This window comes from Microbulbifer jejuensis (assembly GCF_047289955.1).
GTDB lineage: Bacteria > Pseudomonadota > Gammaproteobacteria > Pseudomonadales > Cellvibrionaceae > Microbulbifer.
In genome coordinates this window covers 1-24,943 of sequence record NZ_JBLBUB010000042.1, presented here as the reverse complement: position 1 = coordinate 24,943, position 24,943 = coordinate 1, and the positions used below count along the sequence as shown (strand labels likewise).

Annotated in this window: 18 protein-coding genes, 1 tRNA gene, 1 pseudogene and 1 other annotated feature; of the genes and pseudogenes, 13 read left to right on the top strand and 7 right to left on the bottom strand. The window is 48.5% G+C overall.

Annotated elements, in window-relative coordinates:
- On the top strand, positions 1–555 hold a 555-nt coding region (locus ACL7TT_RS19350), incomplete at its 5' end, for a hypothetical protein (RefSeq protein WP_413397846.1).
- 13 nt (positions 556–568) lie between these two features.
- Positions 569–934, top strand: coding sequence for a hypothetical protein (locus tag ACL7TT_RS19345; RefSeq protein WP_413397845.1), 366 nt, complete (start codon positions 569–571; stop codon positions 932–934).
- A gap of 57 nt (positions 935–991) precedes the next feature.
- Here ACL7TT_RS19345 and ACL7TT_RS19340 read toward each other — a convergent pair whose 3' ends face one another.
- Positions 992–2,788: a DUF1570 domain-containing protein gene (locus ACL7TT_RS19340; RefSeq protein WP_413397844.1), complete on the bottom strand. Its 1,797-nt coding sequence runs from the start codon at positions 2,786–2,788 to the stop codon at positions 992–994.
- Positions 2,789–3,466: 678 nt separating this feature from the next.
- Between ACL7TT_RS19340 and ACL7TT_RS19335 the strand changes: the two genes are divergently transcribed.
- From ACL7TT_RS19335 to ACL7TT_RS19305, 7 genes are all read left to right on the top strand, one after another.
- Positions 3,467–4,669, top strand: a complete 1,203-nt coding sequence (locus tag ACL7TT_RS19335; RefSeq protein ID WP_413397843.1) for an IS3 family transposase — start codon at positions 3,467–3,469, stop codon at positions 4,667–4,669.
- Positions 3,745–3,862: a sequence feature (AL1L pseudoknot), on the top strand. It overlaps the preceding gene by 118 nt.
- A 48-nt stretch (positions 4,670–4,717) precedes the next feature.
- Positions 4,718–4,924 (top strand): transposase, encoded by a 207-nt coding sequence (locus tag ACL7TT_RS19330; protein WP_413397842.1) that lies wholly within the window; start codon positions 4,718–4,720, stop codon positions 4,922–4,924.
- 440 nt (positions 4,925–5,364) lie between these two features.
- Positions 5,365–6,387, top strand: coding sequence for a phenylalanine--tRNA ligase subunit alpha (pheS, locus tag ACL7TT_RS19325; RefSeq protein WP_413397841.1), 1,023 nt, complete (start codon positions 5,365–5,367; stop codon positions 6,385–6,387).
- A gap of 141 nt (positions 6,388–6,528) precedes the next feature.
- Positions 6,529–8,904, top strand: a complete 2,376-nt coding sequence (gene pheT, locus ACL7TT_RS19320; protein WP_413397840.1) for a phenylalanine--tRNA ligase subunit beta — start codon at positions 6,529–6,531, stop codon at positions 8,902–8,904.
- 129 nt (positions 8,905–9,033) lie between these two features.
- A complete protein-coding gene (gene ihfA, locus ACL7TT_RS19315; RefSeq protein ID WP_299943661.1) occupies positions 9,034–9,336 on the top strand; it encodes an integration host factor subunit alpha in 303 nt (100 codons plus the stop codon).
- Positions 9,320–9,673 (top strand): MerR family transcriptional regulator, encoded by a 354-nt coding sequence (locus tag ACL7TT_RS19310; RefSeq protein ID WP_299943664.1) that lies wholly within the window; start codon positions 9,320–9,322, stop codon positions 9,671–9,673. The genes ihfA and ACL7TT_RS19310 overlap by 17 nt, the downstream gene beginning before the upstream one ends.
- Before the next feature lie 121 nt (positions 9,674–9,794).
- Positions 9,795–9,871, top strand: a tRNA-Pro gene (locus ACL7TT_RS19305).
- Between the two features lie 91 nt (positions 9,872–9,962).
- On the opposite strand, the gene ACL7TT_RS19300 is transcribed toward ACL7TT_RS19305, so the two are convergent.
- Positions 9,963–10,196, bottom strand: a complete 234-nt coding sequence (locus tag ACL7TT_RS19300) for a hypothetical protein (RefSeq protein WP_413397839.1) — start codon at positions 10,194–10,196, stop codon at positions 9,963–9,965.
- A 246-nt stretch (positions 10,197–10,442) separates the two neighbouring features.
- Positions 10,443–10,727 (bottom strand): D-Ala-D-Ala carboxypeptidase family metallohydrolase, encoded by a 285-nt coding sequence (locus ACL7TT_RS19295; protein WP_413397838.1) that lies wholly within the window; start codon positions 10,725–10,727, stop codon positions 10,443–10,445.
- A 1,424-nt stretch (positions 10,728–12,151) separates the two neighbouring features.
- Between ACL7TT_RS19295 and ACL7TT_RS19290 the strand changes: the two genes are divergently transcribed.
- Both ACL7TT_RS19290 and ACL7TT_RS19285 read left to right on the top strand, forming a co-directional pair.
- Positions 12,152–15,100 (top strand): ricin-type beta-trefoil lectin domain protein, encoded by a 2,949-nt coding sequence (locus ACL7TT_RS19290; RefSeq protein ID WP_413397837.1) that lies wholly within the window; start codon positions 12,152–12,154, stop codon positions 15,098–15,100.
- A 186-nt stretch (positions 15,101–15,286) separates the two neighbouring features.
- Entirely contained in the window at positions 15,287–15,790 is a 504-nt protein-coding gene (locus ACL7TT_RS19285; RefSeq protein WP_413397836.1) for a hypothetical protein, read from the top strand.
- A gap of 368 nt (positions 15,791–16,158) precedes the next feature.
- Here ACL7TT_RS19285 and ACL7TT_RS19280 read toward each other — a convergent pair.
- The 4 genes and pseudogenes from ACL7TT_RS19280 to ACL7TT_RS19265 form a co-directional block, all read right to left on the bottom strand.
- Positions 16,159–17,247: pseudogene (locus ACL7TT_RS19280) on the bottom strand (IS630 family transposase).
- Between the two features lie 55 nt (positions 17,248–17,302).
- The gene (locus tag ACL7TT_RS19275) at positions 17,303–20,401 is read right to left on the bottom strand and encodes an efflux RND transporter permease subunit (protein ID WP_413397835.1); all 3,099 of its coding nucleotides are present in this window, start codon (positions 20,399–20,401) and stop codon (positions 17,303–17,305) included.
- Between the two features lie 5 nt (positions 20,402–20,406).
- Positions 20,407–21,525: an efflux RND transporter periplasmic adaptor subunit gene (locus ACL7TT_RS19270; RefSeq protein ID WP_413397834.1), complete on the bottom strand. Its 1,119-nt coding sequence runs from the start codon at positions 21,523–21,525 to the stop codon at positions 20,407–20,409.
- A 25-nt stretch (positions 21,526–21,550) separates the two neighbouring features.
- Positions 21,551–22,279 carry a TetR/AcrR family transcriptional regulator gene (locus tag ACL7TT_RS19265; protein WP_413397833.1) on the bottom strand — a complete coding sequence of 243 codons (729 nt, stop codon included), beginning with the start codon at positions 22,277–22,279 and terminating at the stop codon, positions 21,551–21,553.
- 619 nt (positions 22,280–22,898) lie between these two features.
- On the opposite strand from ACL7TT_RS19265, the gene tnpA reads away from it, so the two are divergent.
- Positions 22,899–23,327: an IS200/IS605 family transposase gene (tnpA, locus tag ACL7TT_RS19260; RefSeq protein ID WP_413397832.1), complete on the top strand. Its 429-nt coding sequence runs from the start codon at positions 22,899–22,901 to the stop codon at positions 23,325–23,327.
- A gap of 378 nt (positions 23,328–23,705) precedes the next feature.
- Positions 23,706–24,662 (top strand): alpha/beta hydrolase family protein, encoded by a 957-nt coding sequence (locus tag ACL7TT_RS19255; protein WP_413397831.1) that lies wholly within the window; start codon positions 23,706–23,708, stop codon positions 24,660–24,662.
- The last annotated feature ends 281 nt before the right edge of the window (positions 24,663–24,943 follow it).

The window sequence follows — 24,943 nt, the reverse complement described above, 5'->3', positions numbered from 1 at the left end:
GATTTTGGATTGGTGAACTATAACGCCGGCAGTATTAGTGGCTTGTCGTTCAGCCGAAAATACTATGTCTATTGTGATGATCCAGGCCCCCAAGGCGGAGCTGTCACCTATAAGGCCACCACCATCTATTCCCAGCTGACCGCCGGCACCTGGTTGACAGAAAAGCTGCAGGCGGATCATTGCAAAGCGGGGGATCAGATCGACTGCTGGGATATTGGCGATAGCGATACCCACTTGGCACCCATTCACAAAGTTAAACCCCAGGACGAAGTGCCTTGTTTACTGCTCACCATGGCAAGCGGTGCCCAGGTGATTTGCAGTCGTGAAACCCCCGTGACCGATAACACCGGTCAAATATATGAGGCTCAACATTGCCAGGGGGTAAAACTGGGTGTGCTGCATGAAGAGGAACCCCTCACCTGGGAAACCGTCGAGCGGGTCGAATGCGCCGGCCTGCGTACCGTGTACAAGATCAGTGTGGGCAATATCAGCTACGCCGCCGGTGTGGATTCCCAGCATCGGGTGATTACCCATAACCAAAGGCACAAGCCCTAATAAAGGAAGCAACATGATTGAATACATACAAGCCAGCGGTATCAGCAACGCTGGAGAAGGCGAACACTTTTATGAACTGACCAGCGGCATCTATGTCGGTGATATTGTGCGCATCGCGCAGGTACGCAACCCCATTGATCTGGACCAGGACGGCAGCCCCGACCAGTTTGCCTACAAGATGATCGGTGCCTTTGTTACCACGGATAACCAGGTGCGCAACAATGCCGCCGGCACGCCCTGGCAAACCCCAGGCAAGGTGGAAACCCTGCAGGCCTCCGCTGTTGCAGAGGGTACCGAGAACGAAGAGGTCAACAAAGGAGCCTGGCGCATGGAGTGCATCCAGCGCACGGTGAATCTGCGGGTGGTGATTGGGGAGTGAAGGGCCTCCTGTATCACCGCCAGCAGTAGAATTTATGCCGCATGTGCGGAGAGCAATTTATTTGGTTGTCGTCTGAATGGCAGCTGGAGCGGAATCTACAATAAGGTCACCTTCCGCGTAAATCCTGCAGGTATCGCGCACTAGGTATTTTTTCCGCTGTGCTTCACAGTTCTGGAGGGCAAAATCGTTTGCCTCGCTCTGACTGGGTTGCTGTGTCATATACCCCACCGCAAGCGCGCCTCTATAGTCTATTGCCAAGGCCAGTGCCTTGTGCCCAGGTACTCGGTGGTAATTCGCGAGCATCTCACCGTGCTGCCATGCGGTTGGCTCAGAGGTTGTGATCGGCTCCTGCTCCTGTTCGATTTCCCTGACCATAGACTCTAGATGCATCCGTGACTCTTGGTTGGAAATCTGTATCAATAGTGGGCGGGCGACGTTCAATAAGTCCCGGTTGCGGCTGACGTAAAGCTCGTGGGCAAACCACCAAGCGATGTCTCTATCCCGCGGTGCGCGAAGATAGGCCTGTTCGAGCATTTCCAGGTACTGCGTTCTGGGATACCCCAACAGTTGCATGGTAATTGCCAGTTTGTGCCAGTAAGCAGATACCTCGTCTTGCGTATTCACAAGTTGAACGTATTCGTCGCGGATATTGGATATCGCGTTTAAATCTAATTCCTCTTCTTTTGCCAGTGCTTGCGCGAGAGCAATTTCCGCATGTGCCTCAAGATACCAGATTTCCTGGTGGTTTTCCTTCGGTATTGCTGCTAGGACCTCCCTGGCTCGGGGGAAATTACCTGCTTGGGATTCGGAGATCGCTAGCGCTGCCTGTAGTGGTGGGCTGGTAGCTCCCCTCTGCTTGGCAACAGCAAGGAATGCCTGCAGCACCGCCGGCTTCTGCCCGGTAATAGCCATAAAGTGGGCGACCTCTGCAATTGCAGCTTCGCGTACCATAGGTTTGGCCGAAATCGCAACAATGGTGTCGAGTTCACTCAAATGACCGCTTAAAAGCGCAAAGTTTGCTTTAGAAAGGCGTCGATAGTGTACGTCCAACTCATCGAATGTCATACCGAGAGCAGCCGGGAGCGCGGTAACCGGATCAACGTCAGTCTGGTATGCCTTTATATATTGACTTAAAGCCTGTTCTCGCTCGGGATCAAATAACATCCAATGGGTTAGCATCCAGCCAGAGGCGTAGAGTTTTTCGGTATCCTTATTATTTAGGGAGCCCCGTGTTGCCTCGAGAAGCCGTTTGAGAGGTAGGGCTTTTAGATAATTTAGGCTGATAGCCCGATCTACCGGAATTTTTCCTATTTCAAAGCCGTCTCCCCCACTAAAGCTGACCGTAGAAAAGGTCTCGGCAATCCCTTCACTATACCAGTAAGGATAGTTGTAAGAGCCTCGGCCATAGGTAAGGAAGTGTGTATATTCGTGGAAAAGGGTTTGGCGAGCGGGGTTGTCGGGCAAGTATCGGTTTCCGGTGAGATTTAGTAAAGCAACACTGCCGTGGGATGTGTTCTGAAACTGCCCTATGACACGAGAGTTTTCATTGCCAGAGACTCCCGCAAAGCTTAGCCGGTCTGCGAGCGCATATATGGTCAGCCGCTGTTGATCCGGCTGAAAAGTGATGTATTTGAGAGCAAGCAACCGAAAGCGTTCGAGATCTTCGGCCAGCACCTTCACTTCTTTTGGGCTCCCATTTGTCACTACACGAAAATGCTGTGTTGTTATTTCATGCCACTCCGAGTTGATCAACTTTCCTGAGCTGGTACAGCTAGATAATAAAAGCGTGAAAAATACTCCAAAAAAAATAAACCATTGGGAGCGGAAATTTTTAGGATTTTTTTGCTTCTTCATTTGATTTCCAATTAATAACAATACGAATAGCGTAAAAAAATTCTGCTTTTTGGACTTTCGTGCGAAGGGCGGGAACTTACAGTACTTTCAGTTTTTTTGGAAGAGTGTAACTGAGGTACAGTCTATTTAGATTTTGGTTAGTATTTAAGCAAAGCGTAACTATTCAGCATATCGTAAAATTGTGCATAATTTATTCCATATGCTGAAAGTTCCATCAAGTTTCGTGTAAATTATATACAGAAAGTGCCGTTTTTAGAGCACATTTTGAGCAATTTGGTAGTGTGCTGAATAGTTACAGCAAAGCTAAAGGTTTCCACACAAGTATCCTAGCGTCCATAAAAAATGGAGTCGCCAAAATCTACTAACTAAAATCGCCATTTTTCCACTTAAATTCAAACAGTTAAGTTTTGGTTCCAGCTAGCCTGGGGGTGTGGTGGTCGTCGGTTCAAATCCGGCCGCTCCGACCAATAACTTGTTGTTTTCAATAAATATTCTGAAATCCGCAGGCGTTGAATTTAACAACGCACAAAAACTGCACAAAAACCCTGCACAAAAACCCTAAAACTCCCCTCCTAGCACGTCATCACTCAACCGGATATCCATCTGTGTGAAAGGCAGCGCCTCCTCGTGAATCACCCCGGGTTTCTCGGAGGCAAACTTTCTTGAGAGAATTAGCCAATGAGCAAACAACCTGGATACTCCCCCGAAGTACGGGAACGTGCAGTTCGCATGGTGTTGACCGGCGAGTACGAACATAAATCACGTTGGGCAGCGATCACATCTATCGCCTCCAAGACCGGCTGTACGCCTGAGACTCTACGATCATGGGTCAACAAGATGGAAGTCGATAACGGCACTAAGCCCGGCACCACTAGTGGTGACGCAGCCCCCCCCTTTAAAGAACTGGAGCGTGAAGTCTGCGAGCTGAAGCGCGCTAACGAGATCCTGCGCAAGGTTGCCGATTTTCGCCCAGGCGGAGGTCGACCGCAAACCGAAGTAATGGTGGCATTCATTGATCAGGAGCGTGAGGCGCACGGTGTCGAGTCAATCTGTGAGGTTCTGCCGATTGCACCGTCGACCTACTACCACTGCAAGCATCTGCAGGCCAATCCAGAGCAGCGCTGTGTGCGCGCTCAACGTGACGATGAGCTGAAGGTCTACGAAGAAAACCATCCTGTCTATGGTGCTCGCAAGGTCTGGAAGCAGCTTAACCGTGAGGACGTAAAGGTCGCCCGCTGCACAGTTGAAAGGCTGATGAGAGTGCTGCAGCTGGAAGGCGTTCGAAGAGGCAAGCGTTGTGTTACGACTATCCCAGATGAGCTGGCCGATACGCCCCTGGACTTGGTGAACTGCGAGTTTACGGCGGAGCGTCCCAACCAGCTTTGGGTGGCCGACATTACCTATGTCGCAACTTGGTCTGGCTTTGTTTATGTCGCATTCGTTGTCGACGTATTCTCCCGCTACATTGTTGGCTGGCGCGTGTTAAAGAGCCTCCAAACCGACATCGTGCTTGATGCTTTGGAGCAGGCATTGTGGGCACGAGGCAAACCCCGCGGCGTTACCCATCACAGTGATCGAGGGAGTCAGTACCTGTCGATTCGATACACTGAACGGCTTAATGAAGCGGGCTTCCAGGCGTCAGTCGGCAGCGTCGGCGACTCCTACGACAACGCACTGGCAGAAACCATCAACGGCTTGTTCAAGGCGGAGGTCATCCACAGAACAGGCCCCTGGAAAGGGCTGGATGAGGTTGAACGCGCAACCTTGGCCTGGGTCAACTGGTTTAACCATCGCCGCATTCTCGAGCCGATTGGCGATATGTCTCCAGCCGAATACGAAAAACTGTATTATCAGCAAGCCGAGTCTGCCCAAGCGGCATGACTCAAATCAAATTGCCTCCGGCAAACCCAGGATGATTCACTTTCGGCCTTGACATGGGTACTGTCCGAATACCTCCGGGACCACCTGCACAACACCAAGGTTACCAAGGCACCGGTAACCACATTACGTAATCGTCTGATCAAAATTGCTGCTGTAGTCATCAAGAATACACGCCGCCTTCGCTTTCTGTTACCAACAGCGATGCCGGACAGAGAAATCTTCCGCGCGCCGGTATCCCGTCTGGTGCCGACGTAGTCAGAAAGTGTGCTATTCCCGGCACAGAAAACAATGGGGTAAGGGGTAGTGGTACTCGGAAAAAAACTGGATCTCCTTAAACCTTATCAAAGAGAAAAATGACAACCAGTCCTCACACTACTCAAGCAGAGTACTGGGTATCAGAATAAAATGCTGCCAAGTCAGATTGTTGATGCAAAATCCGGGCTAGGCAGGATAATTGCTGCTTGAAAGTGGCTTACCTTACTGTGTTGTCGGACGTGCTCTGGATGTGGATATGCAGGCCGGTATGCGATCTATATATCGTACTTCCCTGGGCATGGTCTGGAATTCGGGTTGCCGGGAATCGGAGGGTAGGCGCGCAAGTTACTGGCGCTGTTATAATGCTCTCCCCGGCAGGTGCATGAATGATAGCTATTTTGCATCAGAAATTGTCAACTAATTGATTTTATTGTTATTTTATGGACAGAGTAGAAGAGTTGCAGCTCCTCACAGAGCAGGCTTTGGGACTGGTGAAGAGGGCCGACGACCTGGCCGTATTAGATCAGATACGTATTGATTATCTGGGCAAGAAGGGCTTACTGACGGCGCTGCTGAAGGGGCTGGGCAAGTTGTCTGCGGGTGAGCGCCCGGCAGCGGGAGCCAAAATTAACGAAGCTAAACGGCTGGTACAGGACAAGATTAACCTGCGCCGCACTGTGCTGGAGCAAGAGGCAATTGATGCGAAGCTGGCGCTGGAGACCATTGACGTCACTTTGCCTGGGCGCGGCGAAGTGCAGGGCAATGCTCACCCTATTACCCGCACCTTAAAGCGGGTAGAAGCGTTTTTCATAAGCATCGGTTTCTCCATTGAAACTGGCCCAGAGATAGAGCAGGACTACTACAACTTCGAAGCGCTGAATATTCCCGCTCATCACCCGGCGCGGGCGATGCATGATACTTTCTACATAGATCCGGCAACCGTACTGAGAACCCACACTTCTTCTGTGCAGATTCGCACTATGGAGAAGAAATCCCCACCGCTTCGCATTATCTGTCCGGGACGTGTGTATCGATGCGACTCAGATGTCACTCACTCCCCCATGTTCCATCAAGTGGAAGGTTTGGTTATTGGAGAGAATATTAGCTTCGCCCATCTGAAGGGTTGTATCGACCAGTTTCTGCGCGCTTTCTTTGAAGCAGAAGTCCCGGTGCGCTTTCGCCCTTCTTACTTCCCTTTTACCGAACCCTCCGCGGAGGTCGATATTCAGTGTACTGCCTGTGGCGGAGAGGGCTGTCGTGTGTGCTCCGGTAGTGGCTGGTTGGAGATTCTCGGTTGCGGCATGGTGCATCCGAATGTTTTTGCCGCCTGTGATATCGACAGTGAGCGATACTCGGGTTTTGCTTTTGGTGTCGGCATTGAACGTCTCGCCATGCTGCGTTATGGCGTCAATGATCTGCGCTTATTTTTCGACAATGATCTGCGCTTCCTAAAACAGTTCTAGCTGAATATATGAGAGCGAGTAGCGCGGGGCTACTCGTATTGATATGCGGGTCCAAATTGTAAATGCCTGCGCTGCAAGTTTTTGCGCCTTTGATTAGTTGCGCATAAAGCTGCGCTGATGGAATACAGAAAGAGATTGACTATGAAATTCAGTAACTCCTGGCTGCGGGAATGGGTAAATCCAGAGTTGACCACTCAGGATCTGGCCGATCAAATCACCATGGCTGGCTTGGAAGTGGAAGGTGTTGAGAAAGTTGCGGGCGATTTCTCTGGCGTGGTTGTTGGTGAGATTGTCACCTGCGAGCAGCACCCGGATGCAGACAAACTGAGGGTGTGTAAAGTGGCGGGCCATCCAGAAGGGGAGATGCAGGTGGTGTGCGGCGCTTCAAATGCTCGCATCGGCATCAAGGTACCCTTCGCTCTGGTGGGCGCCAAACTGCCGGGTGGTGTAAGGATCAAGAGGGCCAAACTGCGCGGCGTAGAGAGCTTCGGTATGCTTTGTGCGCAGGCAGAATTGGAGCTTGGAGAAGGCGGTGACGGTATTTGGGAGCTGCCGGAAATGGCACCCACCGGTACTGACCTGCACGAATACCTGGAATTGGATGATGAAACCATTGAGGTGGATCTTACCCCCAACCGCTCTGACTGTCTCAGCGTAGCCGGTATTGCTCGCGAAGTTGGGGTGCTGAACCGCTGTACAGTACAGGGGCCGGAAATTGGCCCAGTATCCCAGCAGAATGACCAAAGCCTGCCGGTATCCCTGCTGGCAGGGGCTGCCTGCCCGCGTTATGTAGGCAGGGTGATTCGCAATATTGATATCAAGGCCCAGACGCCTCTTTGGATGCAGGAACGCCTGCGCCGCGGCGGTTTACGCAGTATTGATCCGGTGGTTGATGTCACTAACTATGTCTTACTGGAACTGGGCCAACCCATGCACGCTTTCGACCTAGAGAAGCTTTCCGGTGGTATCAAAGTGCGCATGGCAGAGCCTGGTGAGGAACTGACCTTGCTCGATAGCCAGAAGGTCAAACTGCAAGAGGGTACCCTTCTGATTGCAGATGAGGAAAAGCCCCTGGCAATAGCCGGTATTATGGGTGGCCTGGATACCTCGGTAACCGGAGATACTCAGCATCTTTTTCTTGAGAGTGCCTTCTTTAATCCGGTTGCTATTGCCGGGAAGGCGCGCTCATATGGGTTACATACGGATTCCTCCCACCGCTTCGAGCGCGGTGTCGATTACCGCTTACAGGAAAAAGCTGTCGAGCGGGCCACCCAGTTGTTGCTGGATATTGTTGGCGGTGAGCCTGGTCCGGTACATATACGCGAACTGAGTGAAACCATGCCCGCCGAGCGCCACATTACCCTGCGACGTACAAGGGTTCAGCAGGGTCTTGGTGTTACCCTGACTGATAATGAAATCGTCGATATCCTCACCCGCCTGGGCCTGGAAAAAATCGACCAAAATGAAGCGGGGTGGACCTTTCTCGCCCCGAGCTTTCGATTTGACCTCGCGATTGAGGCGGACTTGCTCGAAGAGCTGGCCCGCGTGTATGGCTACAATCGAATTCCAGGTGAGAGCTTTGCAGCCCAGTTGGAAATTGCCCCGCGACCTGAGAGCGAGACTGCCCAGCGCGAATTCGAGCAGATCTTGCTGGCCCATGGCTACTTCGAGGCGATCACCTTCAGCTTTATCGATAGCGACAGTGCTGTATTGTTCGATCCGCAAGCAGAGCCGGTTGCGCTGCAAAATCCGATTAGTGCAGAGCTAGCGGTGATGCGCACAAGCTTGTTACCGGGTCTGTGCAAGGTTTTGCAATACAATCTCAACCGCCAGCAGAATCGAGCGCGTCTGTTTGAGACAGGTTTACGTTTTGTACCCGGCCCCCAGCTGCGCCAGGAACAAATGCTTGCCGGTTTGGTTTATGGGAGCCGTTTCGCGGAAAACTGGACGGGAAATAAAGATGTTGTGGACTTCTACGACATCAAAGCCGATGTTGAGGCCCTGTTGGCCCATACTGGTGCCTCTGAGGAGTTCCACTTTGAGACCGCTAAGCACCCAGCACTGCACCCCGGACAGACCGCTAAGATTATGCGTGGTAATTGCGAAATGGGGATAATCGGTGCCCTACATCCTCAGGTACAAAAGAAACTTGCCCTCCGGAAGCCCGCCTTTGTGTTCGAGCTCAGTCTTGAAGCGATGGGAAAAGGGCGGGTGCCTGTTTTCAGCCCCTTGTCCAAGTTTCCGGAAGTGCGCCGTGATCTTGCCTTGCTGATCGATGCGGATGTACCTGCCAACAGCTTGGTGAAAGCCACTGTTGCCGCAGCTGGCGAAACCTTGATCGACCTCAAAATATTTGATGTCTATCAGGGTAAAGGCATTGATTTAAATAGAAAAAGTGTCGCATTGGGCTTGACCTTTCAGCATTCCTCACGCACCCTTAATGACGAAGAAATCAATGCCGCTATAGAGGCGGTGGTCGAAAAACTGGAAGAAATGTATAACGCTAGTTTGCGCTAATAGAGCATGATGCTCTTTGGTGAAGGCTGAATTGCACCCTGAGAGCGTCTGCTATCGGGTTGAGAGCTGCCGAGGTTTGGTCTGCTTACGATCTGAAGTCGACGCCTCTGAATCAATTGGTGGGATCCAATGACAGAGGCACTGACCAAGGCCGGGCTTGCCGAGAGACTGTACGAAGAGCTGGGCTTTAACAAGCGCGAAGCGAAAGAGATTGTCGAATACTTCTTCGAGGAAATCCGCAATGCGCTGGAAAGTAACGAACAGGTAAAACTCTCGGGCTTTGGCAACTTTGATCTACGCGACAAAAGTCAGCGCCCCGGCCGCAATCCCAAAACCGGTGAGGAAATTCCCATCTCCGCCCGCAGGGTTGTTACCTTTAAACCGGGCCAAAAACTCAAGGCGCGAGTAGAGGAATATGCTGGAAGCGAGTAATAGCTCCGAATTGCCAGCTATTCCCGGTAAGCGCTACTTCACTATCGGCGAAGTCAGTGAACTCTGTGCTGTTAAACCTCATGTCCTGCGCTACTGGGAGCAGGAGTTCCCACACTTGAAGCCCGTCAAGCGTCGAGGTAACCGCCGTTATTATCAGCATCAGGACGTCATCATGATACGCCAGATTCGTGCGCTTTTGTATGAAGAGGGCTATACCATCGGTGGGGCCCGCCAGCAGATTGAGGTTGGCAGCGAGAAGGCAGAAGTCGCGCAGCTTCAGCAAGTGTTGACCGGGGTTATTGCAGAACTGAAAAGCGTTTTGACCCTTCTGAAATAATTGATAGCAATACTCTAATCCAGACTTGCAATCCCCTACCACTCCTGTATGATTTGCGCCTTAATAATTCACTATCTCTTTAAAAATCAATTAGTTAGAGAGATAGATCATTGAAAAGTTTCGGAGCGTAGCGCAGCCTGGTAGCGCACCACACTGGGGGTGTGGTGGTCGTCGGTTCAAATCCGGCCGCTCCGACCAATAACTTGTTGTTTTCAATAAATATTCTGAAATCCGCAGGCGTTGAATTCAACAACGCACAAAAACTGCACAAAAACCCTGCACAAAAACTCTAAAACTCCCCCCCTAACACGTCATCACTCAACCGGATATCGATCTGTGTGAAAGGCAGCGCTTCCTCGTCCTGGTAGTCCAACGTAGTGCCTTTGCTCTCATGTGCCATGTGACCATTGCGGACGACAGCAGCGCGGCCGTCGTCCAGGTGGCGGCTTTCAAATCCTTCCATGAAGGTCGATAGCTCGGCTTCAATCGCCTGCTGCAGCAGCTCCCGTGCGCCTCGGCGCAAAAGCTTGGTCAGCGGGTCAGCGGGTCAGCGGGTCAGCGGCCTCCTGTCGACCTGTAAACTCAACAACGGTATTCTTGTTCATAGCGGCGTACTCTCGGTTGGTTTCATTGTTTGGCCACAACAAATCAACCAGATACGCTGCTTTCTTTCAAACCCTCAAACACCAGATTTGGTTATAACTCGTGCACGGAAGAATCTGAAAGAGTAGATGTTGCCAAAAAATTATCACATCAACAGCTCGAGTTTCTATATACAGAAGCTGTCAAACTCATTTCTCAAGGTGGTGTGATCTTGCCCACCAGCAACTGATACATCCACAGCCTGCCCGGTAGTGTGTGTCATGGTCGATCCGATACTGGCGCAGTGGTCCCGGCAGCGATAACCGGAGTTGATCACCATCGGCTTGTTGAAGCGCTCCCTGACCCTGATCAATCGACGCAGTGTGTCATTTATACCTGTGCGGATTGTTTCGACCGCAGCATCAGTGCTGCTTCCGAAGTGGGTGCCAGAGCATTGGAAGCGTTTGCTCAAGGGCTATTCGGTTTCGTTCTCATCATCATAAAGTTCATTCTTGTTATTGTCATGGCAGACACTGTCGCAAGCTATTTTATTTATAACACAGCTGTTTTGCGCTTTCTGATTGTCCCCAATACAATTATAGTAAATTTCTTTACAGGTTTTTAAGCACCGTTGAGTAGCCTTCCTTTCATGCAGATCATCAGTCCAGGTTAAAGGCGTGTGAGCAGCTATCGCTAGCGCTGCTAATAAAGTCAGAAGCGACCTTTTGATACCCATAGCATCCTCTTGCCTAAGCTTAATTTGATTTCTTGTGTAAACAAACAATAGCGTTTCTATTTTTAGGTGCAAGATTTAAGTGTGGTGTACTGCTAACATGTCTGGTAATTATATTGTGTTCGGGTAAAATCAGATACTACATTAAGTACATTTTCAAAGATTGTATTCCCTCAGGTAATGTGTGGCGAATTAATGTTGTTGTAAGTAAAATTTCTTCCCGCATATTTTAAACTTATCTTCCATGAAAATCTCAATATGAAAAAATGTTATACTCACGAACAAATTATCAGATTTTTTAGGGGCTGCGAGACAGATAGCTAACTCGATGATATCTATTGCCTGGGTATATCCAGGGATGCCATCTACAATCGGCGTAGCAGGTATGCGAGTCTGGAAGCCAAAAAACGCATTGGCTGAAAAGGCGAGAAGTGAAGAAGAAAAGGCCCAAAATCTCCAGCAAAAGGCCCTACAGTGCATTGGGCTGTCGCTCATCAATCTCAGAAACCACTAAGCAGATAAAATGATCAACAGTTAAGATGCGTCTTGATGGGGTTATCAACTGCAGGGAAAGATTAGAACCCGGTTAGCATTGAATGAAAAAGTGTGATCATCGACGTCTAATATTGTCAGTACTAATTGGTCATAATATTTTTTGACCATAAGGCTTTATGGCCAGTCAGCTTTTAGGGAGCCGCAACACAGCCTGAACAATGGCGCCGAATTTAGCGGTAATTCGATTTTCTTTTAGAAAAAGACTTCTGGTATCAGGCTGTCCTTCATTCAGCTAGATAAGTCGAAGCTCGGGTACAGACGTTGAGAGCACTGTGCCAGATTTGGTCAGGAATGCTTAGACCACCACTGATTGCGAAGCCTCAATGAAGTTGGAGAAGTCTTCAGCACCTGGAGGTCTCACCACAACCGTGAGCGGCTTCACAGTAAGCTCAACTATATGACGCTAGTAGCTTTTGCCAGCAGAGCCGCTTAGAATGAATGTATCATTGTAAAATAGTGCTAATACGGAGGTAAAGTCAGTGATGCGGTATCTTTAGAATAAACAAGTGAAATTTCAACGAGACATCTAATAAAAATCCCTATATTCTTGGTAATGACGTCTAATAATCTTCCCATAATTTTAAAAATAATAGAAATGGAAATATATAATGAAATCAACGTTAAATAAAGTCTGGGCATCGATGCTAATAATATTGGCAGGTGTGTCTGTGTTGACGAACGCCAATACGATCGAAGCATCTTACGCTTTGGCGCAAGGTTGTTACGCAATCAAAGCACCTCAAACAAGCCGATATATGCATCCCGGAGGTGGTGATTATCGCTTTGATGCTATTGATGTGACCGCTGCGTCTCATTTTTATTTCAAGCCTACCAGGCTTGGTATGTATATGCTGCGTGATAAAACCGGAAATTTCCTGACTACCAGGGGGCCTCTGGATATCGCACGCAATGCTGCCGCTTCAGAATGGGCGCAGTGGTCAGTAGAGCCAGCTGGAAATGGCCATTTCAGGTTATTCTCCACAAAATTCTGGAAGGATTTGAGGTATAACAAAGGCGATGGCGGAACTTATTTGTTTGACTTGTTCAACTTGGGTAATCGCAATAGTGAAAATGTTTTTGAGCTAATTGAACAGGAGGATTGTACGCCGTTTCCAGAAGCTGAACTGAATGCTGTGATCAATCCTGAGATCCCGTCGACTGGTGATGTTAATGCGCCAGTGGTTGGTTTTGCTGACGTACACACCCATTTAAATTCCAATGAATTTATGGGTGGAAAATTTTTACATGGTCGCCCTTTTCACCCCTACGGCATTCAAAATGCACTGGATGATGGCAGTGGTATACACGGCCCCAATGGTGGCCTGGATATTATTGGTAACTTGCAAGATGGCGGTAATCTCGCTGCTCGGCATACTACTGCCGGTTGGCCAAATTTTCCTTATTGGCCTAACCATCACACACAGTCGCATCAGCAGGCCTACTACAAATGGATTGAGAGAGTGCACCTGGCCGGTTTGAAGCTGATAGTAACGCATATGGTGCAAAACGAAGTGTTGTGCGAGGTTCAAAGCGTCGTCAACCCGGTTTCCTGGATAAATCCCAATGCCTGTGATGACTCATCAAGCATTGATCTGCAGCTAAGGCGCGTGTATGAAATGCAGGATTATATTGATGCGCAGGCTGGAGGCATTGGTAAGGGCTTTTTCCGTATCGTCACCAGTGCTGCTGAAGCTCGCTCAGTAATTGCCAGTGGTAAACTCGCCGTTGTGTTGGGTGTTGAGGTATCCAGTGTGCTGGATTGTGATGAAGGCAGTGGCTGTACTGAGGCGTGGATTGATTATAAATTACAATACTTGCATAGCCGTGGTATACGCAGCCTGTTCCCAATCCACAAGTTTGATAATGACCTTGGCGGCCCACATATGCAGGGTGCTGATGAAATTATCAATATTGGTAATATGCTACAAACGGGCCATCTCTATAATATAGAAGCGTGCCCAGCTAATGAACCCAGTGGTCGCAAACTACCAAGCAGTTTTCCGTTGCTGGGTAATGTTCCGTTCATTAAAGATATCATAAACCTGTTAGGAGCAAGCCCTAATTACGATCAGAATATAGCCCAGCATTGTAATCGCAAACATTTGACAGCTATGGGAAAATACCTGATTAATCGTATGATCGACAAGGAAATGATTATCGAAGTGGATCATATGTCGGCGGGCGCTTTCGCCGATACGATGGAAATTGTCGAAAGTCGCGGTTATTCTGGTGTGATTTCAGGTCATTCCAACCCAAAACTGAATGGCGCTTTGAGCCCACTGCAGCAGCGCCTATTAAACGTGGGTGGTGTAATGTTTCCATATAACGGCCCAAGTAACTATAACATTAGCAACATAAATACGATTCATGCTGCTGTAGCAACAACACCCTACCTGGCTGGTGTGGGTATTGGTACAGATACCAATGGGTTGGCACCACAGGCAGGACGTAGTTCAACTGCTGATACTAATCCGGTCACTTACCCTTTTATCTCCTATGATGGTCGCGTCATCTTTGATCGCCAGAAAACGGGGAATCGCAGTTTTGATTTAAATAACGAAGGTTTGGCGCATTATGGCTTGCTGGCCGATTTGGTGGAAGATATGCGTTTGAACGCCTCTCCGGAAACCATGAATGCATTCTTCAATTCAGCTGAAGCGTATTTGCAGATGTGGGAGCGTGCTACCCCTACAACCAATAGTCAATATGTACAAATTCGGGATAAGCGCAGTGGTCAATGCCTTGATGTTCCCGGTGTTGATAATGGTGTTGCGAACTACGCAAAAGTGCAGTTGGAAACCTGTACACATAATCATTTTGATCAGCATTGGCTAGTTGACTGGGATACCGGCTTAATTCGTAACAGAATGAATCATGATCTGTGTTTAACGCACGCCGATGGCAATTCTGTCAATGGTTTGCGGACCTCTATTTATGCCTGTTCTGTTAATCATCGCTGGATTCTGGACGGTGATGTGATACGTGATGCCGTTAACCCAAGTATGGTGCTCGATGGTTTTGGGAATACCAAAGGAGCTACTGTTGGCATGTGGGAGTTCCACGGCGGTATGAATCAGCGCTGGGCGATAACCGAGGTTGCGGCAGCGAGTTCCGGGTATAGAAATCTGGCTAAAGAGGGCACTGCCACACAATCAGATACCAGTCATGGTGGTTCTGCCAGCAGGGCCATTGATGGTAACATTAGCGGCCACTGGGGTGATGGGAGTATAACCCATACAAGTATCAGTGCTCACCCCTCATGGACACTGGATCTTGGCTCGATCAAGAAGATTGAAAATATTGCTATATGGAACCGTATCGATTGCTGTGACGAACGCTTACAGGATTTTCATGTCTTTGTATCCGATTTACCTTTTACAGGGGTAAATATCAGCGACTCTCAGGAGCAGTTAAATGTGAGAGAGTTTTTTCTCCCTGGTCCCGCTGAGCGACTTAAATATGTAATCAATGTGGGGGTGGGGCGCTATGTGCGTATCCAGTTGGCCAGTGCCAATGAAGCACTTTCACTCGCTGAGGTGCAGGTGTTTGGGCAGTAATATATTTTAGTGCCTAGTACAAAAAAACAAGAAGTCAGCATAATGGATTTGCTGGCTTTTCTACTGTTAGTGTTTTAGGTTTTTCTCTACGATATTTTGGGTTAGTGCTTGGCAAGTACATCCAATCGGTTATATTTAAAATTAGTGTATTGCTGATAATCATACAGAGTAATCAGGCTAAGAGTCATGAATTGGATTCAGTGGTTTGAGGCATTAAGTTATGTGGTTACAGTAGTCGGTTTACCATTGGCCATTTATGTATTTCTACAAGATAAGCGAAAAGAAAGAAGAGCAGAAGCCGATACGCTCAATCAACGACTGAGTGATGCCTATAGCAGTTTCTTGACATTGGTTCTGGATAATGCAGACTTGAAGTTATTTCAAGCCCAGGGCGATCAGGCGGATTTGACAGGCGAGCAGAAAGAGCGAAAAAAGGTTTTATTCGCAGTGCTGATTTCCGTTTTCGAACAGGCATACATCGCACTCTATGAAAAGGAAATGGGACGGCACGCTTATCGTCGGTGGCTATCCTGGGAGGATGATATGTGCAAATGGTGCCGAAGATCGGATTTCAGGGAGGAACTACCGGGATTGCTTGAAGGGGAGGATGACGATTTCAGTGCCCACATTCGTGGCATAGCAAAGCGGGAATCGAAATATAAAGGTCCATCTGTTCAGCCACGTCCTTAGAGCTGACGGAGCGCATAATTTCATTGTTGTAATTTTGGCGTATGGCGTATATCCAACTCACGGTGAATCTGCGGGTGGTGATTGGGGGTGAAAGAACTACATTTTATCTTAACCTCGTGGGAAAGCTCATACTAAAAGTACGGAATTCCCCCCTTGAGGTTCAGATCAAGTTTCTAGTAAAAATGCCTTTAAGAGGTCCCGGTACGAAGAAATGCTACATAATCGAACAGTGATGCACCTGTATATATTCGAACAGATTGATAACCTTGCTGTCACGATAAACAGTAGCCCAAAGGGTATTCATGTACCATCAAACCAGAGTAAACGGCGATCACTATTGCATCATCTAGTGTGGTGTATTAAACTATTTACTGAAATGCAAGGGCCTGCCTAGCCCTTCCTACCTTCGCCAAAATTTCATCGACTGATTTTGTCCATACAAATGGCTTTGGAGCCTTGTTATGTGCATCGATAAACCTTGTGATAGCCTCCTCCAATTCTTTTACTGAAGTGAACACGCCGCGGCGTAATTGCTTTTCCGTAAGAAGCCCAAAGAATCGCTCTACCAAATTGAGCTATGATGAGCTTGTTGGAATAAAGTGCAAATGGACACGCTTATTGCGTTTGAGCCAGTTTTTCACTTTCTCGTGCTTATGGGTTGCATAATTGTCCACAATTAAATGAAGCTCTAAGTCTTTGGATGTTTGCTTTTCAACAGTCTTTAGAAAAGCTAAGAATTCCTGATGCCAATGTCGTTTTTTGCACTGACCAATAACTTCCCCGGTTAAGGTGTTGAGCGCCGCAAAGAGAGTACTGGTTCCATTACGTTTGTAGTCGTGGGCCATGGTCCCACAACGTCCTGATTTTATCGGCAATCCCGGTTGAGTACGATCCAAAGCTTGAATGGAGCTTTTTTCATCTATGCAAAAAATAACGGCATTTTCCGGTGGCGACAAATACAAACCAACAACATCCTGAAGCTTCTCTTCAAAATTGGAATCATTACTCACCTTGAAGTATTTGGTTAGATGGGGCTTTAATCCTACCTCTCGCCAAACTCTATTAACGAAGGAATGATTGATTCCCAGTACCTTGGCGAGCCCTCTGGTTGTCCAGTGGGTACTATCCTTTGGTCTATCTTGGGTAGTCATGTTGATAATTTTGGAGCGCAGCTTAGCTTGCTCTACAGAATCCTTTCCTCCATGGTTACTTCCTCGCGGGAGATCTTTTTCTATACCTGGAAGGCCCTTATCTGCAAAGCGATTGCGCCATCGCCCAACTTTGTTAACATCAATATTCAGCTCTTTGGCAATTTTGTAGTTAGGGGTATTCTGGCTGGCCAGCAATAAAATCTTTGAACGCTCAACAAGCCTCACCGATGTCTTGCGGCTTTTTACGTATTTTTCCAGCTGCTTTCTATCTTTATCTGACAGTGTAATTTTGACCTGAGCAGGCATCTAACTAACTCCAGTTTGTAGAGAGAGCGCTCCAGAGTATATATCATCAGTCAATTTAATACACTGCACTAGCAGGGTTGTATGCTACCACTCCTTCGTCGTTAAACTTGACGACAGTTTCCCCGGTTGCTTGTTCCTGATAGGTGTTGAGTGTGTCGCCGAACAGTATATAGATACAGGGCAGAATAAAAAGTGTGAATAGGGTGCCGATCACCATACCGGCGACGAGAATAATCCCGATTGAATTGCGTGCTTCGGCACCGGCACCGGTGACCAATACTAACGGGAAATGACCAACCACAGTTGCGAGTGTGGTCATCAGGATAGGTCGTAGTCGCACCGCGGCAGCTTCAATAATCGCTTCCAGTTTCATCAAGCCCTGCTGCTGCAGTTCGTTAGCAAATTCTGTGATCAGGATGCCGTTCTTTGCAACCAGGCCCACCAAGGTAATAAAACCAATCTGGGCGTAGATGTTGATTGTTGTAAGACCCAGAAAACTAAACAGCATGGCCCCGGAAAGTGCGAGTGGTACGGAGCCAAGGAGCACAACAAGGGGAGCGCGGAAGCTGTTGAACTGGATTGCCAACAGTAGGTAGACCAACGTCATTGAGATTAACAGTACAGAGACAAAGCTTGTGCCTTCAGCGCGTAATGATCGTGATATGCCAGCATAGTCAAGCGTATAGTTGTTGGGAATAATGTCCTTGGCGGCCGCCTCTAATGCCGATAGGGCCGCATCAGTCGTGGTGCCCGAATGGATGCCACCCATAATCCTGAACGAGCGTAATTGGTTGAATTTTCCGAGTGCACGTGGGCCAGTGTCCCGCTCCAACGTGGCGATCATGCGAACAGGCACCAGATCGCCTGCCGGTGTCGTCAACTGGAGGTTGAGTAAGGTGTGGGGATCACTGCGGGCATAACCTTCCACCATTGGAATAACTCGATAAGACTTGCCGTTGGCGTCAAAACGATTGACATCCTGATCAGAAATCAGCGCTGCTAACTGAGCACTGACCTGCTGTACATTTAAACCGAGATCGGCAATGCGATCATGGTCGAGCTGCAGGCGGACTTGGTGCTGGTCGATATGCAGGTCGGTCTGGACGAACGTGAAGTGGCCACTTGCATAAGCTGCGTCGATCAGAGGTGCAATATACTGTGCCATCTCCTCGTAAGTATCCGGGCTTTGAATGACCATCTCTACATCAAACTGCCCGGCAGCTGGCAATGCGCTGGGCATGACAGGTAATACACGCAGGCCTGTGATACCAGACATTTTCTGAAATACAGAATCACGTATTTCCTGAACAGTAAAATCCCGGTCGGTATAGTCAATAAACTCAATACCGGCAAAACCGCCTGATGGTGTCAAGACCTGCCACATTTGCGAAAAGCCAGGCAATTCAGAGGCGATCTTTACCACGTCCTGCATGTAATTACCAGTGTATTGAACATGCGCCTCTGGTGGCGATTCGATGATGACCAGGATACTACCCTGGTCTTCTACCGGTGCCAGTTCCTTGGCAGACAACAGGAAAAATGGGATAACCAACAAACTAAGAAAGAATGCCATGAAGGTTACTTGAGGGCGCCATACGAGTATGCTGGTCAGGAGAGTGCGGTATACATTGCGTACACGATCAAAAATAGAATTCATAAAGCGTGAACCCGCAGATTCCTTACCCTTATCTGCACACACTTGGGCGCTCATAATCGGGGATAGCGTGACGGCCACCACCCCGGAAATCAGAACAGCGATCGCGAGCGTAAAAGCAAATTCCCTGAACAGCGCTCCTGTTAAACCGCTGACAAACCCGATGGGGATATAGACAGCAGCCATTGTGAGTGTCATCGCAACGATTGGCGCAAAAAGCTCTCTTGAGCTTGTGAGGGCGGCTTCGAGGCGGGACTTGCCAGTGCGCATATGGCGTGCGACATTTTCGACCACGACAATCGCATCATCTACCACGAGACCAACGGAAAGGACAATTGCAAGTATTGTTAACAGGTTGAGCGTAAAGCCTATCGCATGGATTAGACCAATGGCCCCCAGGATTGAAATCGGGATAGTCACCAGCGGTACGAGCGATGTGCGGAACGATCCCATCAGCAGCAAAACAACCAGGCCGACGAGCAAAACGGTTTCGAGAAGTGTTGTCACGATCTCCTTGAGCGCATTACGCATATAAATGGTTGCATCAAAGGCGATCTCAATATCCAGCCCTCTGGGTAGCGTTGCATTGACTCTCTCTAGACGTTTGTAGAGTTCATCGCCAATTTCGATGGCGTTGGCGCCGGGGAGACTCCAAACGGAAATAAAGACGGTCTCTGCCTGGTCGACACGGGACAGGTCATCACCCCGATCTTCGCCAAGTTCAACCCGAGCAATGTCCATAAGGCGTATTAATACACCCTCCCGGTTGCTGACAATTAATCGCTCAAAGTCGCCCACACTGCGCAGTGTGGCATTGGATTGCAGGCTGATTTGTTGCCCTGCGTTTTCGGTTTTACCGATTGCCGCGAGTACATTATTGTTCGATAATGCCTGAAGAACTTGGTCTGCGCTGAGACTCAGGGCGGCCAGGCGGGCCGGGTCAAGCCAAATCCGCATCGCCGGGTCGCGACCCCCTTCCAGAGCAATGCGTTGGACACCTTCGATCGAAGCCAATTGTGGCTGCACATGACGCGCTAAATAATCGGTTATAGTCGACCGGGACCACCCTTCGCTGTTCACATTTAAATAAAATAATGCTTGTGGCTGATCAGAGCGGCGCACAGAAATAGATGGGTCGAGTGCATCATTGGGTAATTCAAATCGAATCTGGTTCAGTCTTGAGGTCAGCTCTGCCAGCGCTTCGCTACTGTTTTCATTTAGCTTCAGCCATACAGCTACGTTGCTTAGCCCAGCTGTGGTGGTAGACTCGACATAGTCAACACCAGGAATGGTCATCGCAGTCCGCTCGACTGGATCGGTGACAAAGCCCTGGACGACATTTGGCGAAGCACCTGGATAGGCGGTGGTGATCAGGATATTGGCACTTTCAAGCTGGGGGAACTGTACAACAGCAATTTTAAAGGCTGCGAAACCACCAGACAGGAGTAAGACAACCGAGATAACGATTGAGATAACCGGGCGTTTAGCGAAAATATCCACTTCAACTACTCCTGCTTTGTACTGGTGAGATCTGGCCGATCACCGATTTGTGCGAGCATGCCCGGGTACAACTTGAAAGAACCTGCCGTGGCTACCAAGTCATCATTGTTCAAATCACCCACAACGAGCGCGCTCCCCTGTTGCCCGCTTTCCACAGAAACAGCGATGCGCCGCGCCCGATAGAATCCGGTTTTTTCATGCTCCGGATCAAGGGCGAAAACAAATTGACCCTCCCTGTCACTACGAATGGATTGAACAGGCAGTGCCGACAATAACTTGGCTTGCCCAACAGGCACCTCGACTTCGACGGATGCGTTATGGATAAGTTGTTGTGCGCCTTCTGTCACAAGGGCGCGATACAATCGGCTGCGTGACCCAGCTGTAATCGTTGAGTCACCAGCAATGATGGTTGCATTGAGATAAACGCTATTGATTTGATCATGTGAACCTACCAGTTGTGCGCGGACTATGGTTCCCATAGCGGGTTCGCCGTAAAACTGCGGTAAACTGAAATCAACCCACATCTCCTTCTTACTGCCAACCAGGGTTGTGATTTCGGTATTGATGTTGAGGTATTGACCAACTTCAAGCTGGTGGATGCCAATCACACCATCAAACGGTGCACGAATTGTTCGTCGATTGATGATGCTGCGAGTCGCCGCAATATCGGCTTTGATTACGTTCCAATCTGCAAGCGACCGCTCAGTGGTTTCCTCGCTGACGACATCGGACTTGCGTAATTCAACACCACGCTTGTAGACAGATTCAGCAAGCTTGGCGCGAACTTCTCCGGATGTGAGGTTGGCCAGCTGTTCGCTGATATCAAGCTGGAGGATGACATCGTCCTTTTTGACGGTGGTCCCGGATTGAAAATTAACGGCAGTAATATAACCTGGCAGCTCATTGCGCAGAGTAACCTGTTGCGGCGCAACCACCACTCCGAGCGCAGTAACCTTGGGGACATGTGTGGTGGGTTTAGCCAGTGCCGCTTCAACGGTTTCGAAATATTCAGGTCGTTCCTTTACTGCATCAATGGCTGCTTTGATTTCAAGAAATTTATAAGTGCCAAGCCCGCTCACAACCACACCAGCCACTGTGAGAATGGTTATCCATCGTGAAATCATCGCAATAGCTCCGAAAATAGATTTATCACCGGTAGCCTCGCTCTGTTAGTAAGGCACTTGCTTTTTTAATGCCCTGATTTTCGAGTGGTTTTTTCCAGGGGAAACTATTGATGAGTCGTTGTGCGCCATTTAAGAGCACATGGTTGTCGGGGATTGGGAATGGCAATTTAGCTGTGACCTTGTGTTGTTCAAACGCAAATCGCTGATACGCGACCTGCACAAACCCCACATGCATGGACCACAAACTCACACAAATGGTATCGAGCATTATTTCCCGGTCATTGTCATCGGTGATGAGTTCACCGGTATCACAGGCTAGAACCATGGCAGCCCTGAATACCTGCCCGATCTCGGTATTGATACGCCTAAGTTTCTCGATCCAGCCGCTTGAAGCGCGTTGGAGCACAGCTTGGTTACTGACAAGCATCTTCAACTGTGCCCCAAATGGATAGTGGTGGAACTTGTCGGACATTAGAAGCATGGTCGCGACCAGCCGTTCAGGTGTGCTAAGCGGCAGATTCATCACATCCGTAAAAACATTGCGCTCATAGGTAAAAGCGCGTGTTGACAGTGCGACCAATACATCTTCCTTGGATTGCACATGCTTGTAGATTGAACCCATTGACAGGCCGGCTTCCTTGCTAACTGCTGCCATCGTGAAGTCGAGAATTGAGCTTTGTTCTATGCATTTCGCTGCTGCTTCCAGGATCATAGCTTCCTGTTCGCCGGCACTTTTTGTGAGGGATCGCGGCATCAGTGTTCTCCAGTATCTCGATTACGATCAGAATCTGCACTAATTTGATCTGAATTCGAATAGTATTCGAATAGAGTTATCATGTCAATAAAGTGACAGCAGAATAGCGTGCTTTGTTGAGGCCATGCGGGTAGCCAGATTCAAATCCTGAGAGCCGGGGGCTGGATAACGATGGGCGGGATCAGAGCAAGGGAAGCAAAAGTCTGAAGCATGGCAGCTACCATGGACCAACACAGGCCATCTATGTTCAGCGGTTTGTGGCGATAGTGGAGAGGTGTGGGTTGAAGTTCCTGCAGGAGATGTCAATCCGGAGTTTGGTCCTTCTGGAGGAGTAAGGACCTCTCGGTCACTTATTATTCCTCCTCGCTGGGCATCTGCAGTATTGGCTTGTATTTATATACAGTTTATGGGTACCCTTATGAAACTCTCGCCCATCCACAGTAGTAGCTTTGCCTGCGGCTTGATCTTGCCCACCAACAACCACCTGAAATCTCGCGCATCCTAGTCCAAAAGGGAGACCCCCCGGCTTTGCCGGGGAGGCACGCATAGTTTGACAGATCCGGAAGTCCCATAGTAACTCCAATATGTGAGCCGCCAAGCAGCACACAAAGGAGTCACCATGAGACAAGTGGACAGTTTAAGTCACACGAAATGGGAGTGTAAGTACCAGATAGTTTTTATCCCAAAGTATCGTAGAAAGGTGCTGTTTGGACGGGTGCACAGAGAGTTGCCCGCGGTATTTCACCAGTTGGCCCGGCAAAAGGAGAGCCTGATTGAGGAGGGGCACGTAATGCCGGATCATGTCCATATGATGATATCGATTCCGCCCAAATATGCTGTCTCCCAGGTGGTGGGGTATATCAAAGGTAAAAGTGCGATTTACATTGCGAGGACCTACTCTGGCCAGCGTAGAAATTATGTAGGGCAACACTTCTGGGCGAGAGGTTACTTTGCGTCCACCGTTGGTCGTGATGAGAATGTGATCAGGGAGTATATTCGTCATCAGGAGAAGGAAGATCGGCGAGTAGAGCAACTGAACTTGGTATGAAGATATAGGCAGCCCCAAAGGGGGCTCAAGGAACGTTAGTTCCGTACAGACCGCTTTGAGCGGTTCACGATTAAAGCCACCGGCTTTGCCGGTGGATATTTACTTGAGCATCTAATGGAGTGCATTCAGCGCACAGTGAATCTGCGGGTGGTGATCGGGGGGTGATAGGTCTCCTATACGATCTGCCGGCCACTCTCGCATAAGTGCTTGCCATAAAATGATCATGATGATCATTTTATGGTTTGTACTTATGTACTTAAAATGGGTGGTTGCCTGACTTAAGGAGGGTTGTCAGATGATTGGCGCAGTATTGCTTTTGAAAAAGTAATCAGGATAATAGTGTTAAAAGAGACTGCTATACAAATGTTAGGTTGTTAGATGAAATTCCGATTCCCTCCCATAATATTTTTCTTTTGGGCATTTTATGCATGTTCCGACACTGGAGAAATAGAGCAGTCAGTGGTTGAAAGGAATGATGGATCAAAAATAAATTATTATATGTTTGAATCATCACATACGTTATCTGGCAATACGCTGTTGCTGATTCTTCAGGGTTCTGATTGTAATAGTGTTTTGCAAATAGAGTCTATATTTGTTGACTACAAAAACATTTGGCCAGCAGCGGACCTTCTTCTAATCGAAAAATATGGTATTGATAGAGAGTTGAGTTATAGCTCAGAAGTTGAACGTGAGGACTGCCCGATTCAATACCTTCAAAAAGATAGTCCGAAACAGCGTGTTTCGGACATTAAAATAGTCCTAGATATTGTACGTAAAGATGATAAATACAGTAATTTTATTGTGTTAGGAGGTAGTGAAGGGGCTATCATCGCCAACTTGCTTGCTGCAAGCATTGATTACGTAGATGCAACTATTTCCTTCAACGGTGGTGGTCGCTGGTTTATTGATGACATTATACACAGTATTATGTCAGGTTATGAAAATAGTGATGACGCAAAAGAAGGCATAGCAGGATTTAGAAAATTTTCAGAGCATATCCTTAATAGTAAAGTATTTGCACTTGAAGTAAGCGGGCATGGCTACAGTTGGTGGCATCAAATGCTATCCATCGACCAGCTGAATGTTCTTCAGAAGGTGGACTCCCCTTTACTTGTACTTCAAGGCGGGATAGACCTATCCGTATCGCCACAAAAAGTAGATGAACTGATATTGGCGCTAAGAAAACTCGGCAAAGAGAATATTGAATACCTTACATACGAAGGACTTGACCACGGGTTTAATAACATTCAAGGTCAAAGCGAACGTGAAAAGGTCGTAAATAACATAAACACATGGTTAAAGAAGACGGTTGTTTCCCCTAAAAAATCGATGTAGTCTGTTGTTAACGCATTGAATGGTTGAGGTGTTAACTTCATTCAATATCAACAACGCCACATCAAAAGAAGAAAAAACATGGAAGAGCTACATTTGGCGCAGATGAATATTGCTCAAGCCAAGGACTCAATGGAGTCTGAATCACCCCGGGTTTCTCGGAGGCAAACTTTCTTGAGAGAATTAGCCAATGAGCAAACAACCTGGATACTCCCCCGAAGTACGGGAACGCGCAGTTCGCATGGTGTTGACCGGCGAGCACGAGCATAAATCACGCTGGGCAG